The following is a 14,229-nucleotide window of genomic DNA, read 5'->3' on the forward strand; positions in this document are numbered from 1 at the left end:
ATGCCGCGCGCTGACGCCCGTCAGCCTCTGGCGGCAGCCTCCTCCGGGCAGACAAGGAACCCCCAGATGTCCAAGGACAGAAGCAAAGGCAACAAAGAGGCCAAGAAGCCCAAGAAGGAAGCCCCCAAGGTGCTGGCCACCGCGAACTCGGGCCTCAGCAAGGACGGCATGGTCATCGCGGGCAAGAAGGTCAAATAGCCCGGGTGGTCGCAGCGCCCAACCCGTAGGTCGGGCTTCAGCCCGACTCCCCCGGCCCTTGGCAGCGGCCGCGGGTGTTCGGGGCTGACAAATGTCCACTGGACTGTTTTCACGGGCCGCAAAGCACCGCCGCCCAAACCTTACCACCCGGTTAACGCCCAAGACCAACCCTTTGACTTCAAACCGTAATCCAGAAATGTCCACCGTGGACACATCCAAGGTCCGGTTTCCCCTCCCTTGACCTGCACCCTTGCGACCCCCACCCTCACCCCATGAAAATCGCCCGCTACACCGCCTACGGCGGCCCCGAGACCGTCGTCCTCGACGACTCCCCCATCCCCACCCCGGGTCCGGGAGAGCTGCTGATCCGCACCCGCGCCGCCCCCGTCACCGCAGGCGACGCCCGCATGCGGTCGGGAAAGGTCCCCCGTGGCCTCGGCCTGATGATCCGCCTGGCCATCGGCTGGTCCCGCCCCAAGGTCGCCCCCGGATGGGCCTTCGCGGGCGAAGTTGCGGCCCTCGGCTTCAACGTCACCACGTTCCAGGAAGGCCAGCGCGTCTTCGGCCTGAAGGGGTTCAAGGGCGGCGCGCATGCCGAATACCTGACGATCCCTGCCACCGGGGCCGTGCTGCCCCTCCCTGAAAGCCTCAGCTACGAACAGGGCGCCGCCTTCTTCTTCGGCGGCCTCACTGCCGCCGAGTTCCTGATCGACCGCGCCAAGCTTGCTTCCGGTGAACGCCTGCTTGTTGCAGGGGCCACCGGATCTGTCGGCAGTGCCGCTGTCCAGATCGCCCGCCATATCGGAGCCGAAGTCGCCGCCACCGCCTCGCCCGCCAACCACCCCCTCGCCCGCCAGCTTGGCGCGTCCGAGGTCACCGACTACCGCAGCGGACCGCCGAAGGGTCCGTTCGACGTGATCCTCGACGTGATGGGCAGCCTTGGCTGGAAGGGGGCAAAGCCTCTCTTCTCCCCCAAGGGCCGACTGGTCCTGATCACCGCCGATCTGTCCGAGATGCTCGCCTCGGCGTTCAGGCGCAGGCTTATTACCGGCACCAACAAGGACGACCTGGCCGCGATGCGGCGTCTGGTTGATCTGCATCGGGCCGGGGGCTACACGCCCGTTGTCGGCCCGACCCTGCCCTTCGCGCAACTGGTCGAAGCGCACCGCATCGCCGAAAGCTTCCACAAGCCCGGCAACCTGATCGTCACGATGGGATAAACGCGGGGGCGTAGGGTGGGCGATCCGCCCACCCTTCCTATGCCACAGCGACCGCCACCGCCGCAAAGTGCAGCCCGGCCGCCACCGCCACGAACCCGTGCCAGATCGCGTTCTGGAACCGCAAGCCCTGCCAGACGTAGAACGCGACCCCTGCCACATAGGTGGCACCGCCCGCCACCAGCAGCCACAGCGACAGCGCGGGCAGCGCCGCAGTCACCGGCCCGATGGCGATGACGCCGACCCAACCCAACAGCACATAGGCCAGGATCGACAGCCGGTCATAGCGCCCCGGCAACGCCACCTTGACCAGGATCCCCAGCACCGCCCCGGTCCAGACCACCGCGCCCAGCACCCAGGGCCAGGCACCTGACAGATGCGGGATCAGCGCGGTATAGGTCCCGGCGATCATCACATAGATCATCGAATGGTCGAACCGCCGCAAAAGCCACTTCAGCGCCGAGGGCGGCGTCATGTTGTAGGCCAGCGAAAAGCCCCACATCAGGAAGAACCCGACCGCATAGACCGCCAGCGCCACCAGCATCCCGATGCCAGAGCTTTGCAAGGCGTGAAACAACAGCAGCGGAAAGGCGATCAGTCCGGCCAGCAGGGCCAGCGCATGCACGATGCCGTCGGCCAGAATCTCGCCCAGCGACAGCTCGCGTTTCAGCACCCGGTAATGGTCGGCAGGAAGGGTCATGGTCCTCAATCTGGCAAGAGAGCGTATCCAGAAGATGACCACCCCCCGCCCCCGGTCAAGAGAGGCAGCGGGGATGTGACCCCACGTCAGAAAATTCGGGTCAGCAACCCCTGCTCAGCGCCGCGCGGCCCATAGCAGTCCGCGCCGCATCAGCTCGGCCGCCGGGCCGTGGTCGATCACGCTCTTCTGGTGGCCAAGCGCGTTGTAGTAGACGCGGCCCGCGCCGTAGCCCTTGGTGAAGACCACCGGCATCGCGACCGGCCCGTTCACCGAATGCGGCCCCTCGACCACCGGAAAATCGCAGACCGCGTGGACCTTCACCGCCGGATCGACGTGCAGATAGTACTGCTCGGTCTTCACGGTGAAATCGCCCACGCCCGCGACCAGCGGATCGTCCGAGGTGATCCGCACCCCATACTCCACCCCGTCATTCCCGGGATGGGCCACCCACTGCGCGCCGGTCATGAACTGCCAGTCCACGTTCTCGCGGAAGGCGTCGCACATGCCGCCGTGGCAGCCGGCAATCCCGGTGCCCGCCGCCACGGCCGCGCAGGCGTTCAGGGCCTGCTGCTTGTCGATCTTCGACATGGTCCAGACCGGGACGATCAGGTCATAGGTCTTCAGCGCCTCGGCATCGTCGAAGCAGGCGAGGCTGTCGGTCAAGGTGACCTCCATCCCCGCCTCGCGCAGCCAGTCGGCGAACATCGGGCCGACCTTTTCGGGCTCGTGGCCCTCCCATCCGCCCCAGGTGACCAGTGCCTTCGCCATTCGCTCCCCCTCAGAACCGCTGCGGTGCTTCGGGCTTGTTCTGCACCACTTCCTCGATGGCTGCCAGCACATCCGGCGTGAGCGCGGCCTTGTGGTCCAGAGCCTTCAGGTTGTCGGTCAGCTGCTCCAGCCGCGAGGCGCCCAGGATCACCGTCGACACCCGCGGGTTGGCCAGGCACCACAGAAGCGCCAGGTGATGGATCGGTATCCCCGCCCCGTCGGCGATCTTGGCCAGCGCTTTCACCTGCTCGACCCGACGGCGACCCTTCGGCCCGGCGATGATGTCGCGCAGCCATTCGTAGCCCGGCAGTGCTGCCCGGCTGTCCTGCGGGATGCCGTCGTTGTACTTGCCGGTCAGAAGCCCCGAGGCCAAGGGCGACCAGATCGTCGTCCCGAGGCCGAAGGTGTCATAGACCGGCGCATAGTCGCGCTCGACCTTTTCCCGCTCGAAGAGGTTGTACTGCGGCTGCTCCATCGTGGGCGGGGTCAACCCGTCGCGCCGGGCCACCAGATGCGCTTCGGTGATCTGCTGGCCGGACCATTCCGAGGTGCCCCAGTACAGGACCTTGCCCTGCACGATCAGATTGTGCATCGCGCGCACGGTTTCCTCGATCGGCGTGTCGATGTCGGGGCGGTGGCAGAAGTAGAGGTCCAGATGATCGACCCGCAGCCGCTTCAGCGCCGCATGGGCCGCCTCGGTCACATGCTTGGCCGACAACCCGCGTTGCGTGGGCTTTTCCCCGCCCCAGAACACTTTGGACGAGACGATATAGCTGTCCCGGCTCCACCCAAGCTCCTGGATCGCCTGGCCCATGACCAGTTCGGAGGCTCCTGCTTCATACCCCTCGGCATTGTCGAAGAAATTGATCCCCGCGTCGTAGGCGGCGGTCAGCAGTTCCTTGGCGGGGCGCAGGTCGACCTGCTTGGCGAAGGTGACCCAGGAGCCGAAAGAGAACTCGCTGACTTTAAGGCCGGATTTGCCCAGGCGACGATAGTCCATGATGGTCTCCATTTCATGCTTCAGGCGGGAAGGTGACCGCACGGCCGCAAAGGTCAAGGGCAAAGGCCCGATCAGGACCGTCCGATGACGATGTGCTCGGCCCCTTCGCCCGCGACCCGGCGGGTCACGGCATAGCCGAGTGCGGGCAGGTCAAGATCGGCGAACACCGCCTCGCCCCGCCCAAGGAGAACCGGCGAGATGGCGAAATGTGCCTCGTCGATGTGGCTGCCCCGGAAGCCGTCACGCAGGGTGGCGACCCCGCCGCCCAGCCGCACGTCCTTGCCCCCGGCGGCGGACTTGGCGCGCGCGAGGGCGTCTTCCAGACCCTCGGTGACAAAGTGGAAGGTCGTGTCCGCCAACCGCAGGTCGGGACGCGCGTGGTTGGTCAGGACGAAAACCGGGCAATGATAGGGCGGCACCTCGCCCCACCAGCCCTGCCAGTCGTAATCCGGCCAGGGACCGCGCACCGGCCCGAACATGTTCCGCCCCAGGATCCAGGCACCAAGGTTATCGAACCCCTTCGCCGCAAAGCTTTCGTCGATGCTCTCGCCCCCGACCTCGCCCCCGACCTCGCCCCCGTCCCCACCCCCGCCCCCGCCATGCATCGCCTGGAAGGTCCTGGTCTTGAACACCCAACCGTGCAGCGCCATCCCGCCCTTGCCCAAGGGGTCCTGCAACGACTGCTCCGGCCCGGCGCCAAAGCCGTCGATGGAGATCGAGAAACAACGGACGACACAGCGTGACATGGCAGCCTCCTCGATGCAGCCTTCTCGCTCAGGCACCGATCATAGGGGCGGAAGGGTCAGGGTGGCCAGCAGGAACCACAAAGCGGTGGCGTAAAGGAACAGGCGCTCCGCCAACCCGAACCAAGGGCGCAGGCCGGGCGAGGTGGTCAGAACCACGGCCAGGAAGGCAACGCTGATCACCAGCTTCAGGACCTCGTCCCCCGTGGACCGCCAGCCTTCGTGCAGCGCGACAAGATGCGGCGTCGCCTCGACCACCGCCATATACGCCGCCGTGAAGGCCAGCAGCGTCGCCGCGCGGTGCAGGTTCCCTTGTCGAGTGTGGGCCAAACCGTGCGGGTCGTTCTGCCAGACCGCGATTCCCAGCCGCCCCAAGGCGACCAGGACCAAATAGACCGTGACCGAGACCGGAAAATCCGGATCGCCCGAGACATGGACCTGCCAGGCCAGGATCGGCGGGGCGATGCAGCCCGCGATCAGGTAAATCTTGAACAGGCCAGCCGTCCGCCCCAGCCCGTACTCGCTGACGGGCTTGGCAAGGACCGGCTGGTCCCGGTTCATCACCTGAAAGGCCAGCAGGAACAGAAGGTCGAGGCCGTAAAGCGCGGCCGCGACCTTCTCCATCAGCGCCCGGCGTAGATCTGGGCGATGCGGTCGACGGCTGCCTCGGGCGAGACCTCCTCGGATTCGCCCGTGCGGCGGCTGGTCAGTTCGACGATGCCGTTCGCCAGACCCCGAGGCCCGACGGTGATCCGCCAGGGCAGGCCGATCAGGTCCATCGTGGCGAACTTCGCCCCGGCGCGTTCGTCGCGGTCATCGTAAAGTGCCTCAAGCCCCTTGGCGGCCAGAGCCTTGTAAAGCCCCTCGCAGGCCGCGTCGGTCGCGCTGTCGCCCTGCTTCAGGTTGACGATGCCGACGGGGAACGGAGTGACCCCCTCGGGCCAGATGATCCCCTTGTCGTCGTGGCTCGCCTCGATGATCGCACCCAGCAGGCGGGAGACGCCGATCCCGTGCGACCCCATCTCGACCGGGACCTTGGTGCCATCCTTGGTCACCACCTCGGCCCCCATCGCTTCGGAATACTTGGTGCCGAAGTAGAAGATCTGGCCGACCTCGATGCCGCGACCGACCTTGCGGTGGGCCTCGGGGACCTGATCGAAGACCGCCTGGTCGTGGGTCTCGTCGGTGCGGGCGTAAAGGGTGGTGAACTCCTTGCAGACGTCCGCCACCTGCGCGCGGTCGTCATAGTCGATGTCGCGCTGGCCCAGCTTCAGGGCGGTCACGCGGTCGTCGTAGAAAACCTCAGACTCGCCCGTCTGCGCCAGCACCAGGAATTCATGCGTGTTGTCGCCGCCGATGGGACCCGAGGCCGCGCGCATCGGGATCGCAGTCAGGCCCATGCGTTCGTAGGTGCGCAGGTAGCTGACCATGTGGCGGTTGTAGGCATGCAGCGCCGCGTCGCGGTCGACGTCGAAGTTGTAGCCGTCCTTCATCAGGAACTCGCGCCCCCGCATGACGCCAAAGCGCGGCCGCATCTCGTCGCGGAACTTCCACTGGATGTGATACAGGGTCAGCGGCAGGTCCTTGTAGCTGTTGACGTGGGACCGGAAGATGTCGGTGATCATCTCCTCATTCGTCGGGCCATACAGCATCTCGCGGTCCTGCCGGTCCTTGATCCGCAGCATTTCCTGCCCGTAGTCGTCATAGCGGCCGGATTCGCGCCAAAGGTCAGCGGGTTGCAGCGTGGGCATAAGCAAGGGGATGTGACCCGCGCGCTCTTGCTCCTGGTTCACGATCTCTTCGATCCGGCGCAGGACGCGCAGGCCAAGCGGCAGCCAGGAATAGATCCCCGCCGCCTGCTGCTTGATCATGCCCGCCCGCAGCATGTAGCGGTGGCTGACGATCTGCGCCTCGGCGGGGTTTTCCTTGAGGACGGGAAGGAAGTAGCGGGAAAGACGCATCTGGGGCCTGCCATGGGAAAGGGTCCCCGGTTTCCTAGCGGGTCGGACGCGGGCAGGCAAGCGCGAGGCTGGCGCACACAACACAGGTCGGCCGCGGGTGTTCAGGGCGGGTCAGGCGTGATCGCGCCCGTTGCGGGTGACGGGCAAGCGTAGGGTGGGCAATATTGCCCACCCTACTCTGGCGCTTGACACCCTTGTCCTTTGCCTGTGGGTTGGGCGCATGCGCCCGCACGACAATCGCGCCTGGTTCCTGATCCTTCCGGCCCTGACCCTGCTGGCGCTTGTGGGCGCGCTGCCGCTGCTTGCCGTCATCAACTACGGCTTTCACGACATCTTCACCCTGTCGGACGTCTTCTGGGTCGGGCCGCAATGGTTCACCGATATCCTGCAGTCGGACCGCTTCCTGGCCTCGCTGGGCCGCAGCATCCTCTTCTCCGCTCTCGCGCTTGGCCTTCAGGTGCCCTTGGGGATCGGCGTCGCGCTCTTGCTGCTGACCTACGGCAAGCGCGCGGTCTGGGGGTTGATGCTGGTGGCGCTGCCCTTGGTGGTGCCGTGGAACATGATCCCGATGTTCTGGCTGGGGTTGATCGAGCCGCAGACCGGCCTTCTGGGGCCAAGCCTGGCCGCCATCGGCTTCGACTGGAAGTTCACCGGCTGGCACACCTGGGCGCTGATCCTGGTGGTGGACACCTGGCACTGGCTGGGGCTGGTCGTCGTGCTGGCCTATGCCGGGCTGTCAGCGATCCCGCCAGCCTACATGCAGGCGGCGGCCATCGACGGAGCCTCGCGCTGGGCGGTATTCCGGTTCATCCAGCTGCCGCGCATAACCGGCGCGCTGGCCATCGTGTTCCTTCTGCGCTTCGTCGACAGCTTCATGATCTACACCGAGGCCTTCGCGATCAACGCGGGCGGGCCGAACGACGCCACCCGGTTCCTGACGCTGGAGCTGGGCGAAGAGATCAAGGGTTTCTCCTACGGCCAGGCCGCCGCGCGGGCAACGCTGTACTTCCTGATCGTCCTTGCCGTCGTCTGGTCTTTCGTCGCCGCCACAAGGGGGAGGGAGGGATGAGACCTCTCGCGATCCTTGCCCTTGCCGCCTTCATCCTGCTGCCGCTGGTCCAGGCGGTGATCCTCAGCTTCACTGCCACCCTGCCGACGGACGCGGTGGTCGAGGGCAGCATCGGCCTGATGAACTATCGCAATGTCCTGGCCGAGCCGGAGCTACGCGCGGCGATGGTCAATTCGCTGGTCTACGTGACCTTGAACGTGGCACTGTGCATCAGCATCGGCCTGCCTGCCGCCTACGCACTGGCGCGCTATCGCTTTACCGGCGACCGGCACTTCCTGCTGCTGATCCTCGTGTTCCGCGTCACCCCGCCCGTGGTGCTGTCGCTGCCGATCTTCATTCTCTTCAGCCATTTCGGCCTGGTGAACTCGCCCATCGGGATCGCGCTGGTCCATTGCCTGTTCAACCTGCCGGTGGCGATCTGGATTCTGGAAAGCTTCATCCGCGCCGTCCCGCCCGAGTTCGACGAGACGGCCTACCTTGACGGGCACACTGGTGCATCGTTCTTCTTTCGCCACCTGATCCCGCAGATCGCGCCGGGGATCGGGGTGGCGGCGTTCTTCTGCTTCATCTTCAGTTGGGTCGAAGTGGTCTTCGCCCGCATCCTGACCGTGACCGGGGGCAAGCCGATCACGATGGCGATCCAGGCGATGTTCAGCTTTCAGACCGACATCGGCATGGTGATGGCGATGACCTGCCTGTCGCTGGTGCCAGGGGTGGCGATGATCTGGTTCGTCAGGAACCATCTGGCGCGCGGCTTCACTCTGCGGGCATGAGTAGGGTGGGCGATATCGCCCACCCTACGCCGCCGCGTCAGGAACTGCCGCGCCAAGCAGGTCTTCGACGAAGAAGGCCGCGAACTGCGCCCGGCCCGAGACGCCGGCCTTGGAGTAGATCCGGGTCAGCTGCGCCCGCACCGTGCCCTGCGCGGCCCCGCGCAGCTCGGCGATCTCGGCCACGTCAAGGCCCTTCAGCGCCAGAAAGCCCACGTCCCGTTCCGCCGGGGTCAGCGCCCAGTCCTGGAACTGGCGGTCGATCACATCGGACAGCGCGCCGCGTGCGACCTGCAGCGCCTGATCCTGGGCACGCAGCAGCTCGATCGTGCGGCGCAGCGCGAAGGAGCCGAAGAGGACGCCAAGGACCAGCGCGGCAGTCACCACGGCCTCGAAGATGAAATGGACCGAATACGGGTCCTCGCGCAGGTCGCCGATGACGTCGCCCACGAAGAACACCGTGCCCAGCGTCTGCACGACCAGAAAGATCGAGAGCGCCGCCATCTGGCGGCGCCCTGCACCAAGGATGTCGGGGCTGGCGGTCATTTGCGCCGTTGGCCAAGAACCATCGGCGCGACAAGGTTGCGGCGCATCGCACGGGCCTCGACAAAGACACCCGCCACATGCAGCGCGGCAAGGATCAACAGCAGGTTGGCAACCACTTCATGCACCTCTTCAGCCGTGTGACGCAGGCCGCTGTCCTCGTCCGAGGATTCGCCTTCGCTCTCCCGGATCAAAGCAGACCAGTCGCCGGATGCAACCGCTGCCTTGTCATCGGCCACCTGCATCGGTGTCGCACCGCCGGTCATGATCAACCCGGTGACGGTGACCATCGCAAGGCATGCCCAGAAGGCATAGGCCATCATCGCGCCCGCCGGGTTGTGCGAGGGGTAGTCCCGCACCCGTCCCCGGGCCAGCTGGCGCAAGTGGCGCAGCGCGGCGACGGGATTGGGCGGGAAGGCCGAGAAGCGGGCCTCGTCGGGGCCAAGCACCCCCCAGACCAGCCGCAGCACCAGAAGCGCCAGCACCAGCCAGCCCAGCGAGACGTGAAGCAGGCTTCCGCCTTCATCAAGCGCCGCGTTGACCAGGACAGAAACGGCGATCCCCCAATGCGTGATCCGCACGACTGGGTCCCAAAGGGCGGGCGGGACGGCAAGGGTCCGGGGGGGTGCCATGTCAGTCTTCCGACTTGATTTCGACGACCTTGCCCGAAGCCGGGTCGATGTAGACTTCCATCGCCTTCTGGGTGGCGGTGTCGGTGCACTTGGCCTCGATCTTGCCGTCCTCGGCCTCGAACTCGTTCACGGTGCAGCCCGCCTTTTCCAGCGCGGCCGTGGCGGTGGTCGGATCGGTCCCGATCATGTCGCCCACAGCGGGCATTGCCAGCGCGGCCATCGGCATCGTGGTCAGCGCAAGGAACGTAAGAAGCTTCAGTTTCATGGTCTTGCCTTTCGGTTCACCCTTGCGAGGAAGCAAGGGCCGTGTCCGGAACACCGTGTCCCGGATGGCGCCTTCTGCACCGATCCAAAGCCCGGCCTCTATCCCGGTGGCGCTTACCCTGCCCGGCTTAAGCACATGCTGACAGCAAGTTTCCGCCCGTCTCGCCCCTTGCGCGGGGTGACTGCGCGGGCGATATGTGGGGCAAAGCGAAGGAACCCGCATGGCCCTGCCGACCTCACACCAGTTGCGCTACTGGGGCATCGCCGCGGCGGTGTTCCTGCTGCTTCTTTGGTTGCTGGGCAATGTGCTTCTGCCTTTCATCGTCGGCGGCGCCATCGCCTATTTCCTGGACCCGCTGGCCGACCGGCTGGAGCGTCTGGGCATGTCCCGCGTCGCCGCCACGACGGTGATCTCGCTGGTGGCGCTGCTGATGGTGGTCCTTTTGGTGCTGGCGGTGATCCCGACGCTGGTCAACCAGCTGACCGCCCTGGTGAACGCCGCACCGGACATCGCCAAACGCCTGCAGGGCTTTCTGCTGGAGCGTTTCCCCGAGCTGGCCGACAGCACCTCGACCATCCGCCAGACCCTGGCCGAGATCGGTGCCGCCATCCAGGCCCGGGGCGGAGAGCTGGTGCAAGGCGTCGTCAGCTCGGCGCTGGGGGTGATCTCGGTCGTCGTCTTCATCGTCGTCGTGCCGGTCGTGGCCTTCTACCTGCTCCTGGACTGGGACGAGATGGTCGGCCGGATCGATTCCATGCTACCGCTTGACCATGCCCCGACGATCCGCCGCCTTGCGCGCGAGATTGACGCGGTGCTGGCAGGCTTCGTGCGGGGCCAGGTCTCGGTCTGCGTGGCGCTTGGCACCTTCTACGCGGTCGCCCTGATGGCGGCGGGCCTGCAGTTCGGTCTGGTCGTCGGTGCCATCGCGGGCGCGATCACCTTCATTCCTTACGTCGGCTCGCTGGTCGGAGGCATTCTTGCCGTGGGTCTGGCGCTGTTCCAGTTCTGGGGCGACTGGCTGCAGATCGGCATCATCGCAGCCATCTTCGCGGCGGGCCAGTTCGTCGAGGGCAACATCCTGACCCCGCGGCTGGTGGGCAAGTCGGTCGGGCTGCACCCGGTCTGGCTGTTGTTCGCCCTGTCGGCCTTCGGCACCGTCTTCGGCTTCGTCGGCATGCTGATCGCGGTGCCCGTCGCCGCGTCGATCGGGGTCCTGACCCGCTTCGGGATCGAGCAATACCGCTCCAGTTTGCTTTACAAGGGCACCACGGCGCGCGCCGCGATGCCGCCGGATAGTGCCCCCCTGTCCGCAGGCCCCACGCCCGCCGCATCCGCGCCGAAACCAGGACGCAGCCGCAAGACCACCGGCGGGGCCGGAGAGGGCGCGTGATCCGCCAGCTTGCGTTCGACCTGCCCAGCGTAGAGGCGATGACGCGCGAACATTTCTTCGTGGCACCTTCGAATGCCCTGGCGCTGCAGGCGGTCGAAAGCTGGCAGGACTGGCCCGGCCGCAAGCAGCTGATCGTCGGCCCCGAAGGCTCGGGCAAGACGCACCTTGCCCATGTCTGGGCGGCACTGGCCGGGGCGGTGATCCTGCCTGCCCATGGTCTTGCCGCGACCGACATCGCCAGCCTTTCGGGGCGTGCCGTGGTGGTCGAAGATGCCGACCGGATCGCCAGCACCGACCAGATCGGGGGGGCCGAGGCCCAGCTGTTCCACCTGCACAACCTGGTCACCGCGTCGGGCGCGCTTCTGTTGACCGCGCGCACGCCGCCCCGCGACTGGGGTCTCACGCTCGCCGACCTGAAAAGCCGGATGCAGGCCACGCCCATCGCGACGCTGGAGGGACCGGATGATGCGCTTCTGTCGGCGGTGCTGGTCAAGCTTTTCGCCGACCGGCAGGTCGCGGTGCCGCCGAACCTGATCCCCTATCTTGTCAGCCGGATGCCCCGGTCGATCGGGGCCGCGCGGGGCCTTGTCGCGGCGCTGGATGCCCGCGCGCTTGCCGCCGGTCGGCCCATCACGCGGGCCTTGGCGGGCGAGCTTCTGGGCTATGACTAGCGCTCACCGCAGCTTCACTGGACAGTCTGCAGGCAAGCTGCCTTACTGTCGCAATAGTTTCACAGAGTGGACGGCATAAGCGCGCCCATGACCCAGGCTGATTTTCTTCGTTCCCCGTTCCCCGCGCCCGTCGAGCTGCCCTTCGCAGAGACCGCCGGCCCCGGCCGCTTCTTCAACCGCGAGCTTTCGTGGCTGGCCTTCAACTGGCGTGTGCTTGAAGAAGCCGCGAACCCCCAGGTCCCGCTTCTGGAGCGGTTGCGCTTCCTGTCGATCAGCGCGACCAATCTGGACGAATTCTACACCGTCCGCGTGGCGGGCCTGCGCGCGCTGGTCCGCAACGGCAATGCGACCCTGTCCGAGGATGGCCGCAGCCCCGCCGAACAGCTGCAACTGATCAACGCCGACGCCCGCCGCCTGATGCAGACGCAACAGACCACCTTCAACCGCCTGCGCAAGGAGATGGAGGTCGAGGGCATCACTCTGGTCCAGCGGTCAAAGCTGACCGCCCGTGACCTGAAGCATCTGGAAACGCACTTTCTGTCCAACGTCTTTCCCGTGCTGTCGCCCCTGGCCATCGACCCGGCCCACCCGTTTCCCTTCATCCCGAACACCGGGTTTTCGCTGGCGCTGGAGCTGGAGCGGATCACCGACCACCGCCCGCTGAAGGCGCTGCTGCCGATCCCGCAGCAGATCGCCCGTTTCGTCCCCCTGCCCGGCAAGGAAGGCGAGCACCGCTTCCTGCCGCTGGAGGAGCTGCTTCTGCTGCACCTCGACATGCTGTTCCCCGGCTATGCCGACAAGGGCCACTGCACCTTCCGCGTCCTGCGCGACAGCGACCTGGAAGTCGAGGACGAGGCCGAAGACCTCGTGCGCGAGTTCGAGACCGCCCTGAAGCGCCGCCGCCGGGGCGAGGTGATCCGGCTGAAGATGTCTGCCGGTGCGCCCGAGGATTTGCGCGCGCTGATCATGGAAGAACTCGCCGTCACCGAGGACGAGGTGGTCGAGGTCAAGGGCCTTCTCGGCGTCGCCGACCTGAAGGAGCTGATCCTCTCCAGCCGCAAGGACCTGATGTGGCCGCCCTTCACTCCCCGGGTGCCGGAACGGGTGAAGGACCACGAGGACGACATGTTCGCCGCGATCCGGCAAAAGGACATGCTGCTGCATCACCCCTACGAGACGTTCGACATGGTGATCCGCTTCCTGCAGCAGGCGGCCACGGACCCGAACGTGCTGGCGATCAAGCAGACGCTTTACCGCACCTCCTGGGACAGCCCGATTGTCAGCGCCTTGTGCGAGGCGGCCGAGAACGGCAAGTCGGTAACCGCCCTGGTGGAACTGAAGGCGCGCTTTGACGAAGCCGCGAACATCCGGCAAAGCCGCCGTCTGGAACGCGCCGGGGCGCATGTCGTCTACGGCTTCGTCAACTACAAGACCCACGCCAAGATCAGCACCGTCGTCCGGCGCGAGGGCGACCATCTTGTCACCTACACCCATTACGGCACCGGAAACTACCACCCGATCACCGCGCGGATCTATACGGACCTGTCGTTCTTCACCTGCGACCCGGCCCTGGGCCGCGATGCGACCAAGGTGTTCAACTACCTGTCCGGCTACGTGCAGCCACAGGGGCTTGAGAACCTGGCGATCAGCCCGATCACGCTGAAGCCGCGCCTCCTGGAGCTGATCGCCGCCGAAGCCGAACACGCCCGCGCCGGACGTCCGGCGGAAATCTGGGCCAAGATGAACTCGATCATCGAATCCGACGTGATCGACGCGCTTTACGCGGCCTCTCAGGCGGGGGTGAAGATCAGCCTGGTGATCCGCGGCATCTGCGGCCTGCGTCCGGGGGTGAAGGGCCTGTCTGAAAACATCCGGGTCAAGTCCATCGTCGGGCGGTTCCTGGAACATTCCCGCATCGTCTGCTTCGGCAATGGCCACGGGCTGCCGGCCAAGAAGGCGCGGGTGTTCTTCTCCTCTGCCGACTGGATGGGCCGCAACCTGACGCGGCGGGTGGAAACCCTGGTCGAGGTGCATAACCCCACCGTCAAGAACCAGATCCTCAGCCAGATCATGGCCGCCAACCTGGGAGACGAGGCGCAAAGCTGGGTCCTGTCGCCCGACGGCAGCTATGCCCGCGACCTGGGACCCGAGGGCGTGACGCTGTTCAACTGCCACCAGTTCTTCATGGAGAACCCCTCGCTTTCGGGCCGGGGCACGGCGGCAAAGGACGCACCGCGCCTGATCCCGGTGAAGGATGACGACACGTCGGGTGTTGTCGCGGCACAGTAGGGGCCGGGACCAA

16 protein-coding genes are annotated in these 14,229 nt (G+C 66.3%); 7 read left to right on the forward strand and 9 right to left on the reverse strand.

All coding sequences use genetic code 11. The features are described 5' to 3' along the window. On the forward strand, positions 1 to 198 hold a 198-nt coding region (locus U1E69_RS21300; RefSeq protein WP_322246441.1), incomplete at its 5' end, for a hypothetical protein. A 272-nt stretch (positions 199 to 470) separates the two neighbouring features. After that, on the forward strand, positions 471 to 1,418 hold the full coding sequence (locus U1E69_RS21305; protein ID WP_322246442.1) for an NAD(P)-dependent alcohol dehydrogenase: 948 nt from the start codon (positions 471 to 473) through the stop codon (positions 1,416 to 1,418). A gap of 37 nt (positions 1,419 to 1,455) precedes the next feature. On the opposite strand, the gene trhA is transcribed toward U1E69_RS21305, so the two are convergent. The 6 genes from trhA to proS all read right to left on the reverse strand — a co-directional run bounded on the left by trhA (position 1,456) and on the right by proS (position 6,587). Next, entirely contained in the window at positions 1,456 to 2,115 is a 660-nt protein-coding gene (gene trhA / locus U1E69_RS21310; protein ID WP_322246443.1) for a PAQR family membrane homeostasis protein TrhA, read from the reverse strand. Between the two features lie 114 nt (positions 2,116 to 2,229). After that, complete coding sequence (locus tag U1E69_RS21315) at positions 2,230 to 2,883, reverse strand: ThuA domain-containing protein (RefSeq protein WP_322246445.1); 654 nt, start codon at positions 2,881 to 2,883, stop codon at positions 2,230 to 2,232. Positions 2,884 to 2,893: 10 nt separating this feature from the next. Continuing rightward, positions 2,894 to 3,883, reverse strand: a complete 990-nt coding sequence (locus U1E69_RS21320) for an aldo/keto reductase (protein ID WP_322246446.1) — start codon at positions 3,881 to 3,883, stop codon at positions 2,894 to 2,896. Between the two features lie 71 nt (positions 3,884 to 3,954). Continuing rightward, a complete protein-coding gene (locus U1E69_RS21325; RefSeq protein ID WP_322246447.1) occupies positions 3,955 to 4,629 on the reverse strand; it encodes a dihydrofolate reductase family protein in 675 nt (224 codons plus the stop codon). Positions 4,630 to 4,668: 39 nt separating this feature from the next. Further along, positions 4,669 to 5,250: a DUF998 domain-containing protein gene (locus tag U1E69_RS21330; RefSeq protein WP_322246448.1), complete on the reverse strand. Its 582-nt coding sequence runs from the start codon at positions 5,248 to 5,250 to the stop codon at positions 4,669 to 4,671. Further along, positions 5,250 to 6,587 (reverse strand): proline--tRNA ligase, encoded by a 1,338-nt coding sequence (proS, locus tag U1E69_RS21335; protein ID WP_322246451.1) that lies wholly within the window; start codon positions 6,585 to 6,587, stop codon positions 5,250 to 5,252. The genes U1E69_RS21330 and proS overlap by 1 nt, the downstream gene beginning before the upstream one ends. A 220-nt stretch (positions 6,588 to 6,807) precedes the next feature. Between proS and U1E69_RS21340 the strand changes: the two genes are divergently transcribed. Together U1E69_RS21340 and U1E69_RS21345 are read left to right on the forward strand one after the other, a co-directional pair. Continuing rightward, entirely contained in the window at positions 6,808 to 7,656 is an 849-nt protein-coding gene (locus U1E69_RS21340) for a sugar ABC transporter permease (RefSeq protein ID WP_322246453.1), read from the forward strand. Beyond that, complete coding sequence (locus U1E69_RS21345) at positions 7,653 to 8,429, forward strand: carbohydrate ABC transporter permease (RefSeq protein ID WP_322246455.1); 777 nt, start codon at positions 7,653 to 7,655, stop codon at positions 8,427 to 8,429. The genes U1E69_RS21340 and U1E69_RS21345 overlap by 4 nt, the downstream gene beginning before the upstream one ends. A 24-nt stretch (positions 8,430 to 8,453) precedes the next feature. On the opposite strand, the gene U1E69_RS21350 is transcribed toward U1E69_RS21345, so the two are convergent. The 3 genes from U1E69_RS21350 to U1E69_RS21360 are packed head-to-tail and all read right to left on the reverse strand — an operon-like array spanning position 8,454 to position 9,866. Beyond that, positions 8,454 to 8,972, reverse strand: a complete 519-nt coding sequence (locus tag U1E69_RS21350) for a helix-turn-helix transcriptional regulator (RefSeq protein WP_322246457.1) — start codon at positions 8,970 to 8,972, stop codon at positions 8,454 to 8,456. Beyond that, positions 8,969 to 9,601, reverse strand: coding sequence for a cytochrome b/b6 domain-containing protein (locus tag U1E69_RS21355; protein WP_322246458.1), 633 nt, complete (start codon positions 9,599 to 9,601; stop codon positions 8,969 to 8,971). Before U1E69_RS21355 ends, U1E69_RS21350 begins: the two co-directional genes overlap by 4 nt. A gap of 1 nt (position 9,602) precedes the next feature. After that, entirely contained in the window at positions 9,603 to 9,866 is a 264-nt protein-coding gene (locus U1E69_RS21360; protein ID WP_322246459.1) for a PepSY domain-containing protein, read from the reverse strand. A 220-nt stretch (positions 9,867 to 10,086) separates the two neighbouring features. On the opposite strand from U1E69_RS21360, the gene U1E69_RS21365 reads away from it, so the two are divergent. The 3 genes from U1E69_RS21365 to U1E69_RS21375 all read left to right on the forward strand — a co-directional run bounded on the left by U1E69_RS21365 (position 10,087) and on the right by U1E69_RS21375 (position 14,216). Further along, entirely contained in the window at positions 10,087 to 11,256 is a 1,170-nt protein-coding gene (locus U1E69_RS21365; RefSeq protein ID WP_322246461.1) for an AI-2E family transporter, read from the forward strand. After that, positions 11,253 to 11,927, forward strand: a complete 675-nt coding sequence (locus U1E69_RS21370; RefSeq protein WP_322246463.1) for a DnaA/Hda family protein — start codon at positions 11,253 to 11,255, stop codon at positions 11,925 to 11,927. The genes U1E69_RS21365 and U1E69_RS21370 overlap by 4 nt, the downstream gene beginning before the upstream one ends. Positions 11,928 to 12,014: 87 nt before the next feature. Beyond that, positions 12,015 to 14,216: an RNA degradosome polyphosphate kinase gene (locus tag U1E69_RS21375; RefSeq protein ID WP_322246466.1), complete on the forward strand. Its 2,202-nt coding sequence runs from the start codon at positions 12,015 to 12,017 to the stop codon at positions 14,214 to 14,216. The last annotated feature ends 13 nt before the right edge of the window (positions 14,217 to 14,229 follow it).

Source organism: Tabrizicola sp., assembly GCF_034366665.1.
In the GTDB taxonomy this organism is placed as follows: domain Bacteria; phylum Pseudomonadota; class Alphaproteobacteria; order Rhodobacterales; family Rhodobacteraceae; genus Tabrizicola.

Bases quoted from the DNA above. Each gene is read 5' to 3' on its own strand.
- U1E69_RS21365 (WP_322246461.1), top strand. From the start codon at position 10,087: ATGGCCCTGCCGACCTCACACCAGTTGCGCTACTGGGGCATCGCCGCG.
- trhA (WP_322246443.1), bottom strand. From the start codon at position 2,115: ATGACCCTTCCTGCCGACCATTACCGGGTGCTGAAACGCGAGCTGTCG.
- U1E69_RS21360 (WP_322246459.1), bottom strand. From the start codon at position 9,866: ATGAAACTGAAGCTTCTTACGTTCCTTGCGCTGACCACGATGCCGATG.
- U1E69_RS21355 (WP_322246458.1), bottom strand. From the start codon at position 9,601: ATGGCACCCCCCCGGACCCTTGCCGTCCCGCCCGCCCTTTGGGACCCA.
- U1E69_RS21350 (WP_322246457.1), bottom strand. From the start codon at position 8,972: ATGACCGCCAGCCCCGACATCCTTGGTGCAGGGCGCCGCCAGATGGCG.
- U1E69_RS21320 (WP_322246446.1), bottom strand. From the start codon at position 3,883: ATGGACTATCGTCGCCTGGGCAAATCCGGCCTTAAAGTCAGCGAGTTC.
- U1E69_RS21340 (WP_322246453.1), top strand. From the start codon at position 6,808: ATGCGCCCGCACGACAATCGCGCCTGGTTCCTGATCCTTCCGGCCCTG.
- U1E69_RS21330 (WP_322246448.1), bottom strand. From the start codon at position 5,250: ATGGAGAAGGTCGCGGCCGCGCTTTACGGCCTCGACCTTCTGTTCCTG.
- U1E69_RS21345 (WP_322246455.1), top strand. From the start codon at position 7,653: ATGAGACCTCTCGCGATCCTTGCCCTTGCCGCCTTCATCCTGCTGCCG.
- U1E69_RS21305 (WP_322246442.1), top strand. From the start codon at position 471: ATGAAAATCGCCCGCTACACCGCCTACGGCGGCCCCGAGACCGTCGTC.
- proS (WP_322246451.1), bottom strand. From the start codon at position 6,587: ATGCGTCTTTCCCGCTACTTCCTTCCCGTCCTCAAGGAAAACCCCGCC.
- U1E69_RS21315 (WP_322246445.1), bottom strand. From the start codon at position 2,883: ATGGCGAAGGCACTGGTCACCTGGGGCGGATGGGAGGGCCACGAGCCC.
- U1E69_RS21325 (WP_322246447.1), bottom strand. From the start codon at position 4,629: ATGTCACGCTGTGTCGTCCGTTGTTTCTCGATCTCCATCGACGGCTTT.
- U1E69_RS21375 (WP_322246466.1), top strand. From the start codon at position 12,015: ATGACCCAGGCTGATTTTCTTCGTTCCCCGTTCCCCGCGCCCGTCGAG.